Genomic DNA, 16,738 nt, shown 5'->3' on the forward strand with positions numbered 1-16,738 from the left:
CCGTGATCCCCGGAGCCGGCACCACCGGAATCTCCAGAGTCGACGGCGGAGACACCGGCGGCTCACCCGACGGCGGAGTACCCGTCGCCGTCGCCGTGTTCGACACGCCACCCGCATCCACATCCGCCTGCGTCACCACATACGACGCCGTACACGTCACCGCTGCCTCCGGAGCCAACGACGCCGCACCCGCCGGRCACGTCACCACCGGAGCGGTGCCCGTCCCCGTGAACGCCGTCTCATCCACACTCACATCGGTGAGAGTGACATTGCCGGTGTTCGTGACCAGGAACGAATACCCGATCGTCTGACCCGCCGAACTGATCTCCGTCGYRTCCGCCGACTTCACCACCGTGATCCCCGGAGCCGGCACCACCGGAATCTCCAGAGTCGACGGCGGAGACACCGGCGGCTCACCCGACGGCGGAGTACCCGTCGCCGTCGCCGTGTTNCGTGATCCCCGGAGCCGGCACCACCGGAATCTCCAGAGTCGACGGCGGAGACACCGGCGGCTCACCCGACGGCGGAGTACCCGTCGCCGTCGCCGTGTTGTCGAGCGARTCGGTGCGGTARTCGKCTGCCGTCGTCGTATACGTCGCCGTGCACGTGACCGCCGCCTCAGGAGCCAATGATGCCGCACCCGCCGGACACGTCACCACCGGAGCGGTCCCCGTCCCGGTGAACGCCGTCTCATCCACACTCACGTCCGTCAGCGTCACATTGCCGGTGTTCGTCACCAGGAACGAATACTCGACCGTCTGACCCGCCGAAGTGATCTCCGTCGTGTCAGCGCTCTTGACCACCGTCAACGCCGGGGCCGCCGCGGCGGGCACCGTCACAGTGGAGGGGGGAGACACCGGAGGAACGAGGATGCCCGGAGGTGTTCCCGTCGCCGTCGCCGTGTTGGAGAGGGAGCCTCTGTCGATGTCGGCCTGTGTGAGCGTATAGCTCGCCGTGCAGGTCGTCGAGGCGCCGGCGGCGAGGGTCGTCGTCGGACACACTGCCGGCGAGATCGTCCCCGAGCCGTCGAACGCGGTCTCGGTGACCGCGACGTCGGTGAGAGTCACGTCGCCCGTGTTGGTCACCACGAACGAGTAGTCGATGACCTGCCCGACGGTGAAGGCCTCCGGGCCGGAGGGTGTCGCGGACTTGACCAGCGAGATCCCCGGGTTCACGGCGGCGATGGTGAGGGCGTAGTCCTCCACCTCGCCGGTGATGGCGGCACCCGTCGGAGTCGCCGTCGTCAGATCCGTGCCGTTCGCGATCCGGAATCGCGCGAACGTCGGGCCGGCGACCGTCTGGGAGATGATCCCCGGCCACGTGAGCGTGACGGACGAACCGTCCGCAGTTCCTGCAGGCACGGGCGCGGAGACGCCCTCGTTGGCGTCGAAGACACCGTTCCGGTTGAAGTCGACCCAGCCGACGAGGGTCGCGTTCGTTCCCGGCGCCTTGTTCGCCACCAGCACCGACACGGAGTAGCTGCTCGTGATGCCGGCCGTGATGGGCCCGAACGTCGAGACGCCGTTCTCGTCGTTGATGAACTGGTTCGGGGCCGCGCCGCCGACCTGGTTGTCACCGGTCGCGTTCGCGCTGTACTGCATCGCCGCCTCGGTATCGGCGGACCATCCGAGATACGTCGCGGCGTTCAGCTCGTGGGAGGCGGAGCCGTAGCTGGCGGGAGCATCGCCGAAGTCGTCCGGGATGGTGGCGCACGAGGGGTTGAATCCGTCGATGCCCTCGCCGCCGCTCTGCGCGCGGTAGCCGCGCACCACGATGTCGCTCGTGCCGGTCGTGGTCCCGGGACCGCAGCGAGGGGTCGGAGTCTGGAGCCCCCCGGTGGTGTTGAAGTTCTCGCCGATGGTCAGCACCGTCGGGGTGGCCGCCAGGTTCACCCGGAGCTGCCCGGCTGCGGTGAGGATCATCGGTCGGCAGGTGATCTGGACGGATGACGGCCAGCGTGCCACCCCGTCGCCGACGAAGGTCGTGCCGGTGATGCGATGCACGAACGTGTTGGCGGGACACGTGCCGGTCCGCAGGTTGCCCCGGCTCTCGTTGTACACCGGACCGTTGATCCAGGTCGGGTTCACGGTGCCGGTGACGACGCCGGCGTTGCTCACCGTGATCGTCGAGCACTGCACGGCGAAGCGCGTCAGGATGGCATTCGCGCTGGTCGGGTTGATGTTCTGGCGGTTCTCGGTCTGCACTCCCGTGAGCACGGAGTTCGATGGGCACTCGGTCGGCGCGGTCAGATCCTTGTCGGATCCCACCACCGCGGCCTCGAAAGACGGGCCGAGGTAGAGCTGGGCGGCGTCACCGGGGGCGGCCGCCGCCGTCGTCGCAGGAACGACGAGACCCGCGAGCACGAGCGTCAGCAGTGCGACGACGGCGGAGGGCTTGCGACGCGCCCGGGAGAGCCGAAGACGAGCGAGGAACGATTCGCGTCGCCGCTCGCGCACTCGCTGGATGGCACCGGACGTGCTGGTCTGAGAATGCATCGAGGCCCCCTCGCGTCGCAGAAGCGACGTCCTCGTCGCTCAAGCTGAGATTTTGCCCAGAGTACAGGAGGCGTCACCGGAGCCGACAGGTTTTTTCCACTTCACCTGGGTGAGGTCCGAACGTGCCGGAAGGACCTGAGGCAGCATCCCGGCATTCGTTCTTTTGAGTTATTCAAATCACGGGGTACACTCAAGGCATGGAGACGGAACTCGACTCAGCGCTTCGCGGTGCCGGGCTTCGTGCGACCGCGGGCCGCGTCGCCGTTCTCGAGGCTCTCGACTCCATGGCCCATTCAGACGCGGAACGGCTCTACCGCGCTGTGTCCGAAGTGCTGCCGACCACGTCGATCCAGTCGGTGCACAACATCCTCGCGGACCTGACGACGGCGGGCCTCATCCGCCGGATCGAACCGGCAGGCTCCGCGGCGCTCTACGAGCGGCGCATCGACGACAACCACCATCACGTCGTCTGCACCTCCTGCGGTGCCATCGGCGATGTGGACTGCGTCGTCGGTGAAGCGCCGTGTCTCACCCCGTCCTCGACGGGGGGATTCACCGTCCAGACAGCCGAAGTCACCTTCTGGGGCCTGTGTCCCAGTTGCCAGAACGCCGCACAGTAGCAGTCCGCCGATCGCCCATCCTCGGATGGGGTGTTCGTCGCGCCTGCACTGATGCGGATAAGGAGAAGGAGAACACCATGACGAAACCTGCCACCACGACCCAGACCGGGACCCCCGTCGCCAGCGACGCGCACTCCCTCACGGTCGGCGCCGACGGCCCCACCGTCCTGCACGATCGCTACCTGGTCGAGAAGCTCGCCTCCTTCAACAGGGAGCGTGTGCCGGAGCGCAACCCGCACGCGAAGGGCGGCGGCGCGTTCGGCGAGTTCGTCGTCACGGAAGACGTGTCGGCGTACACCAGGGCCGCGGTGTTCCAGCCCGGCGCCGTGAGCGAGACACTCATCCGCTTCTCGTCGGTCGCCGGAGAGCAGGGGTCGCCCGACACCTGGCGCGACGTGCGCGGATTCTCGCTGCGTTTCTACTCGACCGAGGGCAACCTCGACATCGTCGGCAACAACACCCCCACGTTCTTCCTGCGCGACGCCATGAAGTTCCCCGACTTCATCCACTCGCAGAAGCGCCTCGGCGACTCGGGTCTGCGCGATGCCGACATGCAGTGGGACTTCTGGACGCTCTCGCCCGAGACCGCCCACCAGGTCACGTACCTCATGGGCGACCGCGGCCTTCCCCGCAGCTGGCGCCACATGAACGGCTACGGCTCGCACACCTACCAGTGGGTGAACGCGGCCGGCGAGCGGTTCTGGGTGCAGTACCACTTCCTCTCCACCCTGGGCTTCGAGACCATGGAGGCCGACGAGGCAGAGAAGCTCGCCGGCTCGGACGCCGACTACTACCGTCGCGACCTGTTCGACGCGATCGCGCGCGGCGAGAACCCCTCGTGGGATGTGTTCGTGCAGATCATGCCGTACGACGAGGCCAAGGACTACCGCTTCAACCCCTTCGACCTCACGAAGACCTGGTCGAAGAAGGACTACCCGCGCATCAAGGTCGGCACGTTCACGCTGAACCGCAACCCGCAGAACTTCTTCGCCGAGATCGAGCAGGCCGCGTTCTCGCCGGGGAACCAGGTGCCCGGCACCGGGATCTCGCCCGACAAGATGCTCATGGCCCGCGTGTTCTCCTACTCCGACGCTCAGCGCTACCGCATCGGCGCCAACTACAACCAGCTGCCGGTGAACCAGCCGCACGCCGCCGAGGTGCGCAACTACATGCACGAGGGGCAGATGCAGTACCGGTTCAACCCGGCCGAGCACCGCACCTACACCCCGAACTCCTACGGCGCTGCGGGCGGCCCCGAGGCCGATCCCGCGGCCGGCGTCGAGGCGAGCTGGGAGTCGGACGGCGAGCTCATGCGCGCCGCCGCCACCCTGCACTCCGAAGACGACGACTTCGGCCAGGCCGGCACGCTCTACCGCGAGGTCTTCGACGCCGAGCAGCGGGCGCGCTTCCTGGAGACCCTCACCGGCCAGGGGCGCTCGATCACGATCGACGCGATCCGCGAGCGCTTCTTCCAGTACTGGACGAACGTCGACGCCGACCTCGGCGCCGCGCTGCGTGCGCGCTTCTGATCCGCACGATCATCTGATCGGCTGGGTCACCTGATCCGCACGGTCACCTGATCCGCACGGCCTCCCGGGGACACCTCGTCCCCGGGAGGCCGTTTCGTCGTGTCGCCTTTCCCGGGGGAACCGTCCTGCGCCGACGACCCGGGAACGGGTCCAAGATGGAGGAGTGGCCGTCCCTCTCTCCGACCTGACCAGCATGCCCGAGCCCCAGCAGGTGTACGCCGCCGACGGCACCCGGCTGGCGACCTACACCTGGGGCGAGCCCGACGCCCCCGTCGTGGTGATCGTGCACGGCTTCGCCTCGAACGCACGCGACAACTGGGTGCTGACCGGCTGGGTGCGTGAGCTCACCCGCGCGGGCTATCGCGTGCTGGCGCTCGACCAGCGCGGGCACGGGCTCAGCGAGAAGCCGCACGACCCCGACGGCTACCGCATCCGCACCCTCGTCACCGATGTCGAGACGGTGATGGACACCTATCTCGTCGACGACGCGTTCTATGTCGGGTACTCGCTCGGTGCGCGCGTGGGCTGGGAGGTGGTGCGCGAGCTGCCGCACCGCATCGGACGCGCGGTGCTGGGCGGAGTTCCTGACGGCATTCCGCTGGCCCGCCTGGATCTCGACCAGGTGCGCAGATACATCGCCGACGGCACGCCGGTGGCGGATCGGACGACCCAGAACTACATCGCGCTGACCGAGCGGGTGCCGGGCAACGACCTGCAGGCGCTGGTCGCACTCGCGGAGGGTATGCGGGCGTCGGGCATGATCGACCCCGACCCCTCTGATGCGCCGACCCGGCCCATCCTGTTCGCCACCGGATCGAAGGACGCCATCATCGAGGGCTCGCGGGTGCTGGCCTCAGCGACCCCCGACGGACGATTCTTCGAGATCCCGAACCGGAATCACTTCAACGCCCCGGGCTCGCGTGACTTCAAGGACGCGGCCGTGGCGTTCCTGGCGGAGGCGTAGCCCGGCCGAAACGACCGGGCTACGCGCAGCCGGAGACCGCTGTCGTCAGACGGCGGCGGCTTCGTCGCGCTTCGGCAGCACCCATCCCGCACGGGGGAAGTGGCAGGTGTAGCCGTTGGGGTACTTGATCAGGTAATCCTGGTGCTCCTCCTCGGCCTGCCAGAACGGGCCGGCTGGCTCGATCGTGGTGACGGCCTTCGCGGGCCAGAGGCCGGAGGCGTCGACATCCGCGATCGTGTCGCGGGCGACCGTCTCCTGCTCAGGGGAGAGCGGGAAGATCGCGGAGCGATAGCTCGACCCGACGTCGTTGCCCTGACGGTTCAGGGTCGACGGGTCATGGATCTGGAAGAAGAACGCCAGGATGTCGCGGTAGGTCGTCTGGGCCGGGTCGAACACGATCTCGACCGCCTCGGCGTGACCGGGGTGGTTGCGGTACGTGGCGTGGTCGTTCGAGCCGCCGGTGTAGCCGACCCGGGTGCTGAGCACACCCGGCTGGCGGCGGATCAGGTCTTCCATGCCCCAGAAGCAGCCGCCGGCGAGCACGGCGGTCTCGGTCCCAGGGGTGCGGGTGATGTTTCCCGTGTCGGTCATGACTGCTCCTCAGAGGTGTCGGTGGGGGTGTCGGTGGTGGGGGTGTCCGTCGTCGCGGCGAAGAGGGGACTGTAGCGACCGTACCCCTCCTCCTCCAGACTGGCAGCCGGGATGAAGCGGAGGGCCGCCGAGTTCATGCAGTAGCGCAGTCCGCCCTCGGCGCGGGGCCCGTCGTCGAAGACGTGCCCGAGGTGGCTGTCGGCCCCGGCCGACCGCGCCTCCGTGCGCTTCATCCACAGCGAGCGGTCGGTGCGCGTGGTCACCGCGTCCGCCTCGATGGGCTTGGTGAAGCTCGGCCACCCGGTGCCGCTGTCGAACTTGTCTGTCGACGAGAACAGGGGCTCTCCCGAGACGACGTCGACGTAGATGCCGTCTTCGTGGTTGTTCCAGTACGCGTTGCGGAACGGCGGTTCGGTCGCGTCCTCCTGGGTCACCTCGTACTGCAGGTGGCTGAGGCCGCTGACGGCCTCGGGGGTCTTGCGGTAGTCGTTCGACATGATCTGACTCCTTGTCCGACGCCGCTGGCTGCGGCGTCATAGAAGGAGAACCGACGAGCGGCCCGTTTTGGTCCCGTGGCCCTGGGAGCGGGCTGTGAGTTTCCAGGCCCCTCCGACTCGATAGAGTTGCCTCCGCACTGCACACCTGCCGAGGGGAACCGCCCATGTCCGTTGGACTGCTCGCCGTCGTCGATGACATCCTGAGCGCTGCGATGAAGGCGTCGGCGAAGGCGGCCGGCGTCGTGATCGATGACGCCGCGGTCACCCCGCAGTACGTGCAGGGCCTCACACCGGCCAGGGAGCTGCCCGTCGTAGGCAAGATCGCTCTGGGGTCGCTTGCGAACAAGTTCCTGATCATCATCCCGGCCGCCCTGCTGCTCACCGCGTTCGCGCCCTGGGTGCTGCCGTATCTGCTGATCCTGGGTGGTGCGTACCTCTGCTTCGAGGGCGCGGAGAAGGTGCTGGAGTGGTTCGGCGTGCAGCACGGCCACGCCGACGAAGGCGCGCGCGATGAGAAGAAGCTCGTGCTGGGTGCGGTGCGCACCGACCTGATCCTCTCGACCGAGATCATGCTGATCTCGCTGGCGAGCCTGGACAAGGGCCTCGACATCTGGGCGACCCTGGCGATCCTCGCCGTGATCGCGCTTCTGATGACGGGCGTCGTCTACGGCGCCGTCGCGCTGCTGGTGAAGATCGATGACATCGGCCTGAAGATGGCGAAGAACCCGGTGCAGCGCGTGCGTCACACCGGCACCAGGATCGTGCGGTCCATGCCCGCGGTTTTCCGGTTCATCAGCATCCTCGGCACGGTCGCGATGCTGTGGGTCGGTGGCCACCTGGTGCTCGTCAACCTCGGCGAGGTGGGCTGGCACTTCCCGGTCGACATGCTGCACGCCGTGGAGCACGCGCTCCACGGCCTCGGTCCGGTCGTGGTCTGGATCGTGGACACGATCATCTCCGCGATCGCCGGTCTTCTTCTGGGACTGGTCATCGTCGGGATCGTGCTGGGCATCGCGCGGCTGTTCGGCAAGACGCCCAACTTCCACGAGGGCGAGGAATCCCCCGCCGACGTGCACGTCTGAATCCGAGCCCGAGCCTGAGCCTGAGCGTCCGTCGCTATCCGCCGTGCGGGGGATGTGGCCTGTCGTCCGCTCCGGTTTGATCGGAGCATGAGCACCGATCACGCCACGCAGTTGCGTCGGACCCGGCGCCTGATCTCCGCCACCGCCATCGTGGGGATCGGTGCGGCCGCGGTCTGGTTCGTCTTCGCCGCCATCGACGAGTCCGGGGGCCAACTCACTGCTGCCGGAGCCACGGCTGCGGGGCTGGGCACCGCCTGGTCAGCGGGTTTCGCCACCATCACCTCCCGGCTGAGATCCATCGAGACCGCCTCGACCTCGGCGCGCTGAGTCCATCGGCGAGCGCGACGAAGGTGTCTGTCCGAGGAGACGGCACCCTCACGCCGCGATGTCGTACCGGGCTCTGCCGCCGAGTCTCGGTCTGCGCTCGGGGTCGACGTTCGGCGGCGGGATGAGCCACACCCGCGCGGCGAACCCGCACCCCTCGATCCTGATCTCCCACTCGTTGTCGTGGATGCGGTGGTGACAGCTGTCGCAGAGCAGCACGCCGTTGTCGAGATCGGTCGATCCGCCATCACGTTGCCACCAGCGCAGATGATGCGCCCTGGTCAGTTGCGGGGGCAGCCCGCACATGACACAGCCGCCGTCGCGCTCCACGAGCGCGAGCCTCTGCGCACGGGTGAACAACCGCTTCTCGCGTCCCCAGTCGAGGATCTCGCCTTCACCGCCGAGCACGACGGGGATGATGCCACCGCCCGCCGCCATCCGACGACATGCAGCGATGCTGACCGGCTCGTCAAGGCCGTCGACCGTCGCGAACCCGGCGCCGGTCGTCAGGTCGCCGAGCCCCACACGGACGACGACGGTCGCCCCGGACACCGGCAGCCCGCCGTTGTCGCATCCGCTCGCATGCGCGCAGATCTCTGTGAGCGCGTCGGCCTGGATCATTCCGACCGTGCGACGGTCGGCATCGGGCGCCTCGGGGTCGAGCGCGTGCGCCCGCGTCTGGAACGTCGCCGTGACGTAGGCCTGGATCGCCGCCTTCACGGGAGCCCCGGAGGGGATGTCGGTCTGCAGGGTGAGGTGCAGCGACCCGTCGCGCTCGAACATGGTCAGCGAGCGCCGCGACCTGGCCTCTTCTTCGCGCGGTGCCACACCGTCGGGGTCGAGCCAGGCTTCGGCATGCGCGACGAGCTTGCGCACATCATCGAGCGAGAGCCCCTCGGCACGCTCGACGAGCAGACGCTCGGCCTCGACGAGGCGGTCGACGCCGACCTTGAGTCGCGCCCGATCGAGCAGGGTCACGATCAGCGCCGCGGATGCCGCACCGAGCACGCCGGCACCGATCGCCCGCTGTACCTCGGGATACCGCGGCGGAAGCGGCTCGCCGATCAGGTTCGCCCGAGACGCCGTCGCCTCCCCCACCTTCACGAGCCGCACCGCGTCGCCCGTCGATCCGCCGGTCGTTGCGGCGATCATGGTCGCCGGGCTGCGGAAGCCCTGCTGCTTCGCGAGACCCTCAGCTCCCAGTTCGGGACGCGATTCCCGAGCGATGCTCGCCGCGATCTCGGCGTGGACGCCGTCGAGTCGACGCTGCACCAGCCCCAACGCCCGGTGGGCCTCGAGCAGCTCCGCTCGGGTCAGATCGCTCGCGTTCGTCGCATCGCCCCACGCGTCTTCGAGGCACTTCACTGCCTCGAGGACGGGGTTCAGATGCGGGTTCGCCATGCCCCCAGTTTAGAACATATATTCGAAGGTTCGGAAGGGTTGTGGATAACTCGGGCATCGCGGATGCCGTAATCTCATCGCCATGCCCACGTCCCCGCCCTCGCCGAAGCCGCACAGCACGAAGCGCGACGCCGACCGCTGGTTCCGCGAACAGGGCCTTCCGACGTTCGTGCCGCTGCGGCGCTGGTTCACCGACCTTCCGCGACGCGTCGCGCCGCTGATCGCGTGGGTCGCCGTGGCGGCCTATCTCTTCCAGGACGGGATCGAGGTCGTGTTCGACTTCGCCCTCGACGACTCGGCCGAGGAGGCCGCCTTCGTCGTGGTCGTCGCCGTCGTGCTCTTCACGCTCTCGGCAGGGCTCGCCTGGGCCGCCTACTTCCTGGTGCGCGCCGTGCTGCGTCGCCTCCCGATGGCCATCGGCACGGCGGTCGCGCTCCTCCTGATCGCCGCGTGCCTCGCCTTCACGATCAGCTACGGCTACAGCGTCCAGCCGGATGCGACCGTCGGTCCGGTCCTGCGGACGATCCTCGTCCTCGCTCTCTGCATCCTGGTCACCGGCATGGGCGGTGGCGCGATGATCTCCTGGGCCTCGCGCCTCGCGGTGCGCAACGCCTCGGCGATCGGACACATGGCCTCGATCGCTCTCCCGGTCATCCTGATGCTGGTCGTGTTCTCCTTCTTCTCGGCCGAGGTGTGGCAGATGGCGTCCGCCCTGTCCTGGGGATCGATCGCCCTGCTCGGCCTCGTCGTCGCCGTGCTCGCCGGCATCGTCGTGCTGCGGGTCAGCGCCTCCGAGATCGACGACGACGCGCAGGCGCCCACGGCGGAACAGCGAAGCGCACTGCTGCTCGGCACCCCCGCCGAAGGGCACCGCCTCCTGCCCGGCGCTCCGGGTCGACTGCGCGCACCGCAGCGCATCAACATCCTGCTCGCCATGACGGTCGCGCAGCTGGTGCAGGCGCTGTTCTTCGCGGGCCTCCTCGCGGCGCTGCTGATCGTGATCGGCGGCATCGCGGTCCCCACGGGGGTCGTCGGCATCTGGCTCGGCCCCGGCAGCGCCGCGCAGCCGCTCGCCGTCCAGCCTCTGGAGTTCTTCGGAGCGAAGCTGCCGCTCACCGTGAACCTGCTCAAGGCGGCCACCCTGCTCTCGGTGATCGCGGCCCTTCCGTTCGTGTTCTCCGCCGTGAGCGAGGCCCGCTATCGGGAGCGCTTCTTCGACCCGATCATGGTCGACATGAGGCGCGCGATCCTCGTGCGCGAGGCCGTGAGCACGAGGCCCGTGGGCTGAGCTGCGTAACTGTTCGGTTGCTTCCCCCCGGACGCCGGTTCCTCCTGCTAGCGTCGGCGATGCGCACCCGAGCGCGATGAAGCACGCGCACCCGAAGCGCTGAAGAAGAGAGACCGCCCGCCGATGACAGCCGTGCGAATCAGGGATGCCGAGACCGCCGATCTCGAGACGATCACCGCGATCCACAACCATGCCGTGCTGCACACCACCGCGATCTGGAACGAGGAGGCGGTCGACCTCGCCGACCGCGTCGCCTGGCTCGCCGATCGCACCACCCGCGGCTATCCGGTCATCGTCGCGGTCGACGACACCGGCGTGCTGGGCTATGCGTCATACGCGCAGTGGCGTCCCCACAGCGGCTACCGACTCACGGTCGAGCACTCGGTCTACGTTCTCGGCGGTCAGCACGGTCGCGGCATCGGCACGGCCCTGATGGCCGCGCTCGTCGAGCGCGCCACCGCCGCGGGGATGCACGTGATGATCGCGGGGATCGAGAGCGGGAACGCCGCCTCCATCGCCCTGCACGAGCGCCTGGGCTTCGTCGAGGTCGGGCGGATGCCGCAGGTGGGCACCAAGTTCGGGCGCTGGCTCGATCTGAGCATGCTGCAGCTGGTGCTCGACGACCGCGTCGAGCCCGACGCCGGTTCCTGACGATGAACCTGCTCGAGTGGTTCGTCGACGCCTTCAACTCGCAGTGGATGCTGCCCGGCGGGCAGACGCTCCTGGTGCGCGAGGTCGTGGGCAACGCGTTCGGTCTCGCGAGTGCGCTCGGCGGCATGCGTCGCAAGGTGTGGGCGTGGCCGGTCGGCATCATCGGCAACCTGCTGCTGCTCACGGTGTTCCTGGGCTCCGCACTCAGCCCCGATCCGTCACTGCCGCATCTGCTGGGTCAGGCCGGGCGGCAGATCATGTTCATCGCCGTGGCGATCTACGGCTGGATCCGCTGGCGGAATCTCGACGGCGGACGTGTGGTGCCGCGCTGGGCACCGACGAGCGCGCGCATCGGCATGGTGCTGGTGATGGTCGTCGGCACCGTAGCCCTCACGCCGCTGTTCCGTCTGCTGGGGTCGTGGGAGCCGGTCTGGGCCGATGCCTGGACATTCGTCGGGTCGCTGCTCGCCACCTACGGCATGGCCAAGGGCTGGACCGAGTTCTGGCTGGTCTGGATCGCCGTCGACGTGGTCGGAGTTCCCCTGCTGTTCAGCTCGGGCTACTACGCGACGGGCTTCATGTACGTGTTCTACGGCGTCTTCACCGCGATCGGCTTCGTGATCTGGTGGCGGGCTCAGCGCACCGCCGCGCATCCGATCGAGATCCTGCCGCCCGACCCGAGTCCTCGACGGCCGGAGGACGAGCTCGCCTGAGCGCTTCGTCGAGCACCTCGCGGAGTCACGGACGAACGGCGTTCGGCTCCCTGTCGCCGTCGCGCGGGCGCTTCCATCGGTCGGCAAGTGCCGCGAGCCACGCGCCGCCGATGCCCAGGACGATCACTGCGGCGATCTTCGCCAGCGTGAACGATCCGGAGGTGACCGAGCTGTCGATGAGCGCCCTGCTGATGATCGGGGGGATGAAGACGACCAGCATCACGGCGTAGGTGGCGAAGCTCCGTGCGCGCACGATGAGCCACCCTCCGAGGCCGACCAGCAGACTGACCAACCCTTGATCGAGCAGGAAGACCCACAGACCGGCAGGTTCGACGACGTTCCCGACTCCGCGTTCGATCCCGATCGTCGCCCAGAGGAAGAGGACCACGCAGGTGAGCGTGACGGCCGCCAGCCGGCGTGCCGAGGAGGTCGGGAAGATCCAGAACGCGGTGACGAAGAGGCCGAGCGTGAGCAGGAACTCGAAGAGGTCGACAGCAGGGATGTCGGTGCCGAGGACGCCGGCATAGTTCGTCGCTTGCACGAACGCGCTGTAGTCGGTGGAGACGCTGAGATAGCCGGCGAACAGCACCCCCACGAGGGCGGCTCCGTAGCGCGCGTTCGCGTCGAACTCCAGAACTGCGGGCATGGCTCGACCATAGCGAAACCCTTGCGGTCACGCCCAGGGATGGAGTGGAATCGATCAACGATGTAAAGGAGTCGACTCATGACGCCCTCACCCGAAGACGTGAGCGCCGGCGCGGAGTCGGTGAGACCTTCGCGGCGTGACTTCTTCCGTCGAGCGGGGATCGGCATCGCGGGTGCAGCGATCGGGGCATCCGCCGGCGCAGCGGTGACCGCGGCGGCGACCGCCAATCCGCCGGAGTTCTCGCCCCTGCCGCTGCGGTCCGCTCCCGGTTTCGATCATGTCGTCGTCGTCATGTTCGAGAACCGCAGCTTCGACAACATGCTCGGACACCTGTACAGCAGCGAGGAGAAGACCCGCGCTCAGTTCGACGGGATCCCGCAGGGCTCGTACTCGAACGAGGGCCTGGACGGCGAGGACGTCGCCGCCCACCTCTACGAGGGGTCCACCGATGCGATCATGCAGTCGCCCCAGCCGGACCCCGGTGAGCATTACCCGCACGTGAACACGCAGCTCTTCAACGTCGTCGACCCCGAAACGAATGCGGACATCCGCGCGAACGGGCTGATTCCGCCGTTCAACACACCCCCCGTCGGCACTCTCGCCACGAACAGCGGGTTCGTACGGGACTACTGCATCAACTTCGAGAACGAGAAGGGCCGGCGTCCTCGACCGGACGAGTATGGCGTCGTCATGGGCGGGTTCAGCCCGGCGATGATGCCCGTCCTCTCGACACTTGCTCGAGAATTCGCTGTCTACGATGCGTGGCACGCGGCGGTGCCCTCGCAGACGTTCTGCAATCGGCTGTTCTTCCATGCGTCGACCTCGCACGGCTACGTCACGAATCACGGCGGCGATGGATACGAGAAGTGGCTCGACGGCCCTCCTGCCCCGACGATCTTCAATCGGCTGCAGGACGCAGGAATCCCCTGGCGCATCTACTACGACAGATCGCAGCTCGTGTCACTCACCGGCCTCTTGCACGCACCCGTTCTGCAGCCCTACTGGAAGACCAATTTCCGCGACATGGAGCAGTTCTACGAGGATGTGCGCACCGGTGATCTGCCGGCCTACAGCTTCATCGAACCCCGCATGGTCTTCAACCACAACGACATGCATCCGCCGTGGGGAGAGACGGTGCGCGAGAGCGAGGTCGATGAGGACGGCGAGAAGGTGCCGGTGTACAACAGCGCCCTTTCCGATGTCAGAGCTGGCGACCGGCTCCTGCAGGAGATCTACGACGCCATCCGCACGAGTGCTTCCGAGAACGGCTCCAACGCGCTGAACACCGCGCTGGTGGTCACCTTCGATGAGCACGGGGGCACATTCGATCACGTGCCGCCGCCCGCTGCGACACCACCGGACCGCACAGGCCCTGGTGAGATGGGGTTCGCCTTCGATCGGCTCGGGCTGCGCGTGCCGGCGATCGTGGTCAGCGCGTACACGGCGGCCGGAACTGTGATCCATGACGAGATGCACCACGGTTCGATCATCAACACCCTCTGCCGCCAACACGGTCTGCCACCGCTGACGATGCGCGACCAGACCGCGAATCCCATCTTCAATGCGATCAACCTGACCGAGCCGCGTCAGCCCTATACGTGGCCCGCACCGAAGGCCCTGTATGCGGGGCGGAACCCCGAAGAAGATGATGCGACGGCAGCGGCGACGACGCACAAGCACCGCCCGCTGACCGCTCCCGCGATCGGGCTCTCGGGGCTGTTGCTGGCGCGCTACAGCCCCGGGGCGAAGGCTCCGTCGACGTACGCAGAGGCGTACCGCGACATCAGCAGGTTCGGGAAGGGCCTCTTCGGCGTCGGCGACTGAGGTCGGTCAGCGCCACATGAGGAGGACGACTGCCCACGTGATTCCTTGCGATCACGGAGCGGACGTCAGCTGAAGAAGCTGTTCGCGCGAGCCGTGTACAGCATGACGATCCCGACCAGAGCGAGCACGACGGTGATGAGGGAGCCGACCAGGACGTTCGCGTTCTGATGGACGATCGCCTGGAGCACCGCGCCGATGATGCTGAGCACGAGGGACACGGTGACGATGACCCGAGCGATGTTGCGCCCCCCGAACAAGCCGAAGCTCACGAGAAGTGTGACGAACCCGATCACCAGCGCGAACCACGTCGAGGGGATCGAGACGGAGGATACGGCGAGCACCCCCGTGAGGATGAGGATGCTGAGAAGGATCTGGAGCACCGCGGAGATCCATGCGAGGACCGCGACGAAGGTCACTCCGGCGGGGCGGGAAGTCGTAGCCATGATGTCCTACTCTCCTAGTTCGTTGAGGAAGTCTTTGAGGCCGAGACCACCGATGTTCTGAGCCTCGAATTCGAGGACGTTCCCGGTGGTGTCGTCGGTGAGCTCGATCACCCGCACCGTGCCGCTGTGGCGCGTGTGGACGGTCAAGTCGGCGCGGTCGATATGTGCGACGAGGGCGAGGTCCTTCCATCCGCCGACGAGTCCCGTACGGCGTCGACCCAGCACGTAGAGCTTGGTCGGCGAGACGGCGAGGACGATCGAGGGGTAGCTGCCCATCGATGCACTGTGAGCGCGCTGCGCGAGCATGCCGCCCGCCACGCCCCACGCCGTCTGGTTGTCGCCGCCGAAGCCGACCCCCAGCGCAGCCCCGATCACCCCTGACTTCGTGGACCCCCGCGGCATCACCACGGCGACATCGATCACCTCGTCGTCGGTGAGAACAGCTTGCACGCCTTCGCGAGCGTGTTCTTCTCTGGACATATCCACCTCTCTCCGTTCGTGTTTCAGGACACTACTGATAAACACCGCAGGTGTCGATAGCCTGAGGAAAATGATGCGCATCGATCTCATCGATCGACGAGATCCCGATCTGAGGGCCTGCCGCCGAGACGTCGTCGTGTCAGGGGCGGAAGGACGCCACCTCGGCGAACAGCGAAGAGAGCCGTTCGCCGTGCAGTTCGATCCCCGCAGCGACAGCGGCGACAGCATCCCGTCCCGCCTGCGTCGACTCGAGGACGACAGCGCGCCTGTCCCCCGGGACGGATCCCCGGGAGCGCCGGATGAATCCCTTCGCGAGAAGCTGATCCGCGATGTAGGACCTTCCCGCGGGTGTCACCTCGAGCGCGGGCCCGAGAGCAGAGAGCCGGACACCACCCGGCGTGGAAGCGATGAGGACGAGCCCGGCCCGTTGCCGCGCCGCGAGCCTGCCCTGCATCGCCGCAGCCGGCATGTGGTGAACGAGCGCGGCGCCCGCTTCGCACACGCGTCTGAGCAGGTCCAGAACATCTCCGGGCGCGGATTTCTCGATCTCCGCCGATGCCGTCCCGAGTCCGTGACTGATGCTCCGGGCAATCGATCCGCTGTCGCGGAAGAGGTCAGTGATCCGCGATCGGAGCTCGTCGGATCGCGCTCGTCCGCGCGCGGTCAGGAACACTTCGATCACGCGTGCATCCCGAGCCGAGCGTCGCGTGCCGATCACTCCGTCCGCGTGCAGACGAAGCACCAGTCGCGACACCGTCCGCCGGCCGAGTCCGCTGACTTCTGCCAGCCTCCGTGTGGTGACGACGCTCTCGGCGGACAGCGCGATGAGCGCGAGGATCTCCTCGATCTCCGCCCAGCGGGTCCCGAACACGCCGTCGATCGTTCGAGTGATCTCGTCGTTGAATTGCCCCAGAAGCTGCATAGCCTGGGCGCGCGCCGCGTCGTCCACCCTCGACCGCCCCTCCCCATTGATCCCAAGGCTCGTCTGCCGCTCCGCACCGACCTCGTCTGACCGCCGTCGGGTCGGACCTGAACCAGCGCGACCTGCGAGCCTTCTCCCGTCCCCTCGCACACGCCGCGGGCGCGGGCGGTGCGACTGCAGAGTATTCTGCCATCGTCGCCGATCCGATCCCCGCCTGATACCCCTCGGGACACCGCGGGGGCGGATCAGGCGGTCAGCTGGGGCGAGG

At 67.8% G+C, this 16,738-nt stretch carries 16 protein-coding genes and 2 pseudogenes; 9 read left to right on the top strand and 9 right to left on the bottom strand.

Features of this window, described 5'->3' with window-relative positions; genetic code table 11:
* Together ASC55_RS17855 and ASC55_RS17860 are read right to left on the bottom strand one after the other, a co-directional pair.
* Positions 1 to 406, bottom strand: a pseudogene (locus ASC55_RS17855) (DUF7507 domain-containing protein); the annotation flags it as partial.
* 46 nt (positions 407 to 452) lie between these two features.
* Positions 453 to 2,495 (bottom strand): annotated as a pseudogene (locus tag ASC55_RS17860) (DUF7507 domain-containing protein); the annotation flags it as partial.
* Positions 2,496 to 2,692: 197 nt separating this feature from the next.
* Here ASC55_RS17860 and ASC55_RS10515 point away from each other — a divergent pair.
* The 3 genes from ASC55_RS10515 to ASC55_RS10525 all read left to right on the top strand — a co-directional run bounded on the left by ASC55_RS10515 (position 2,693) and on the right by ASC55_RS10525 (position 5,608).
* On the top strand, positions 2,693 to 3,115 hold the full coding sequence (locus tag ASC55_RS10515) for a Fur family transcriptional regulator (RefSeq protein ID WP_017829797.1): 423 nt from the start codon (positions 2,693 to 2,695) through the stop codon (positions 3,113 to 3,115).
* 77 nt (positions 3,116 to 3,192) lie between these two features.
* The gene (locus ASC55_RS10520; RefSeq protein ID WP_017829798.1) at positions 3,193 to 4,644 is read left to right on the top strand and encodes a catalase; all 1,452 of its coding nucleotides are present in this window, start codon (positions 3,193 to 3,195) and stop codon (positions 4,642 to 4,644) included.
* 163 nt (positions 4,645 to 4,807) lie between these two features.
* Positions 4,808 to 5,608, top strand: coding sequence for an alpha/beta fold hydrolase (locus tag ASC55_RS10525; RefSeq protein ID WP_157559433.1), 801 nt, complete (start codon positions 4,808 to 4,810; stop codon positions 5,606 to 5,608).
* A gap of 45 nt (positions 5,609 to 5,653) precedes the next feature.
* Here the strand turns inward: ASC55_RS10525 and msrA are convergent, their stop codons facing one another.
* Positions 5,654 to 6,199 carry a peptide-methionine (S)-S-oxide reductase MsrA gene (gene msrA / locus ASC55_RS10530; protein ID WP_055871264.1) on the bottom strand — a complete coding sequence of 182 codons (546 nt, stop codon included), beginning with the start codon at positions 6,197 to 6,199 and terminating at the stop codon, positions 5,654 to 5,656.
* Positions 6,196 to 6,696: a peptide-methionine (R)-S-oxide reductase MsrB gene (gene msrB, locus ASC55_RS10535; protein ID WP_055871267.1), complete on the bottom strand. Its 501-nt coding sequence runs from the start codon at positions 6,694 to 6,696 to the stop codon at positions 6,196 to 6,198. Before msrB ends, msrA begins: the two co-directional genes overlap by 4 nt.
* Positions 6,697 to 6,860: 164 nt before the next feature.
* On the opposite strand from msrB, the gene ASC55_RS10540 reads away from it, so the two are divergent.
* Positions 6,861 to 7,778 carry a DUF808 domain-containing protein gene (locus ASC55_RS10540; protein ID WP_017829806.1) on the top strand — a complete coding sequence of 306 codons (918 nt, stop codon included), beginning with the start codon at positions 6,861 to 6,863 and terminating at the stop codon, positions 7,776 to 7,778.
* Positions 7,779 to 7,865: 87 nt separating this feature from the next.
* The gene (locus ASC55_RS10545) at positions 7,866 to 8,105 is read left to right on the top strand and encodes a hypothetical protein (RefSeq protein ID WP_055871270.1); all 240 of its coding nucleotides are present in this window, start codon (positions 7,866 to 7,868) and stop codon (positions 8,103 to 8,105) included.
* 48 nt (positions 8,106 to 8,153) lie between these two features.
* On the opposite strand, the gene ASC55_RS10550 is transcribed toward ASC55_RS10545, so the two are convergent.
* On the bottom strand, positions 8,154 to 9,503 hold the full coding sequence (locus ASC55_RS10550) for an HNH endonuclease (protein ID WP_055875148.1): 1,350 nt from the start codon (positions 9,501 to 9,503) through the stop codon (positions 8,154 to 8,156).
* 82 nt (positions 9,504 to 9,585) lie between these two features.
* On the opposite strand from ASC55_RS10550, the gene ASC55_RS10555 reads away from it, so the two are divergent.
* The 3 genes from ASC55_RS10555 to pnuC all read left to right on the top strand — a co-directional run bounded on the left by ASC55_RS10555 (position 9,586) and on the right by pnuC (position 12,155).
* A complete protein-coding gene (locus ASC55_RS10555; protein WP_055875151.1) occupies positions 9,586 to 10,791 on the top strand; it encodes a hypothetical protein in 1,206 nt (401 codons plus the stop codon).
* A 123-nt stretch (positions 10,792 to 10,914) separates the two neighbouring features.
* Positions 10,915 to 11,442: a GNAT family N-acetyltransferase gene (locus ASC55_RS10560; RefSeq protein WP_055871278.1), complete on the top strand. Its 528-nt coding sequence runs from the start codon at positions 10,915 to 10,917 to the stop codon at positions 11,440 to 11,442.
* A 2-nt stretch (positions 11,443 to 11,444) separates the two neighbouring features.
* Positions 11,445 to 12,155: a nicotinamide riboside transporter PnuC gene (gene pnuC, locus ASC55_RS10565; RefSeq protein ID WP_055871280.1), complete on the top strand. Its 711-nt coding sequence runs from the start codon at positions 11,445 to 11,447 to the stop codon at positions 12,153 to 12,155.
* Between the two features lie 25 nt (positions 12,156 to 12,180).
* On the opposite strand, the gene ASC55_RS10570 is transcribed toward pnuC, so the two are convergent.
* Positions 12,181 to 12,801, bottom strand: a complete 621-nt coding sequence (locus tag ASC55_RS10570) for a hypothetical protein (RefSeq protein WP_047522884.1) — start codon at positions 12,799 to 12,801, stop codon at positions 12,181 to 12,183.
* A 78-nt stretch (positions 12,802 to 12,879) separates the two neighbouring features.
* On the opposite strand from ASC55_RS10570, the gene ASC55_RS10575 reads away from it, so the two are divergent.
* Positions 12,880 to 14,625: an alkaline phosphatase family protein gene (locus ASC55_RS10575; RefSeq protein WP_055875153.1), complete on the top strand. Its 1,746-nt coding sequence runs from the start codon at positions 12,880 to 12,882 to the stop codon at positions 14,623 to 14,625.
* 65 nt (positions 14,626 to 14,690) lie between these two features.
* Here the strand turns inward: ASC55_RS10575 and ASC55_RS10580 are convergent, their stop codons facing one another.
* From ASC55_RS10580 to ASC55_RS10590, 3 genes are all read right to left on the bottom strand, one after another.
* Entirely contained in the window at positions 14,691 to 15,068 is a 378-nt protein-coding gene (locus ASC55_RS10580; RefSeq protein ID WP_157559434.1) for a hypothetical protein, read from the bottom strand.
* A 6-nt stretch (positions 15,069 to 15,074) separates the two neighbouring features.
* Positions 15,075 to 15,548, bottom strand: coding sequence for a hypothetical protein (locus tag ASC55_RS10585; RefSeq protein WP_055875159.1), 474 nt, complete (start codon positions 15,546 to 15,548; stop codon positions 15,075 to 15,077).
* A gap of 139 nt (positions 15,549 to 15,687) precedes the next feature.
* On the bottom strand, positions 15,688 to 16,419 hold the full coding sequence (locus tag ASC55_RS10590) for a MarR family transcriptional regulator (RefSeq protein WP_157559435.1): 732 nt from the start codon (positions 16,417 to 16,419) through the stop codon (positions 15,688 to 15,690).
* Between the last annotated feature and the right edge of the window lie 319 nt (positions 16,420 to 16,738).

The sequence above is a fragment of the Microbacterium sp. Root322 genome (genome assembly GCF_001425645.1).
Taxonomy (GTDB): domain Bacteria; phylum Actinomycetota; class Actinomycetes; order Actinomycetales; family Microbacteriaceae; genus Microbacterium; species Microbacterium maritypicum.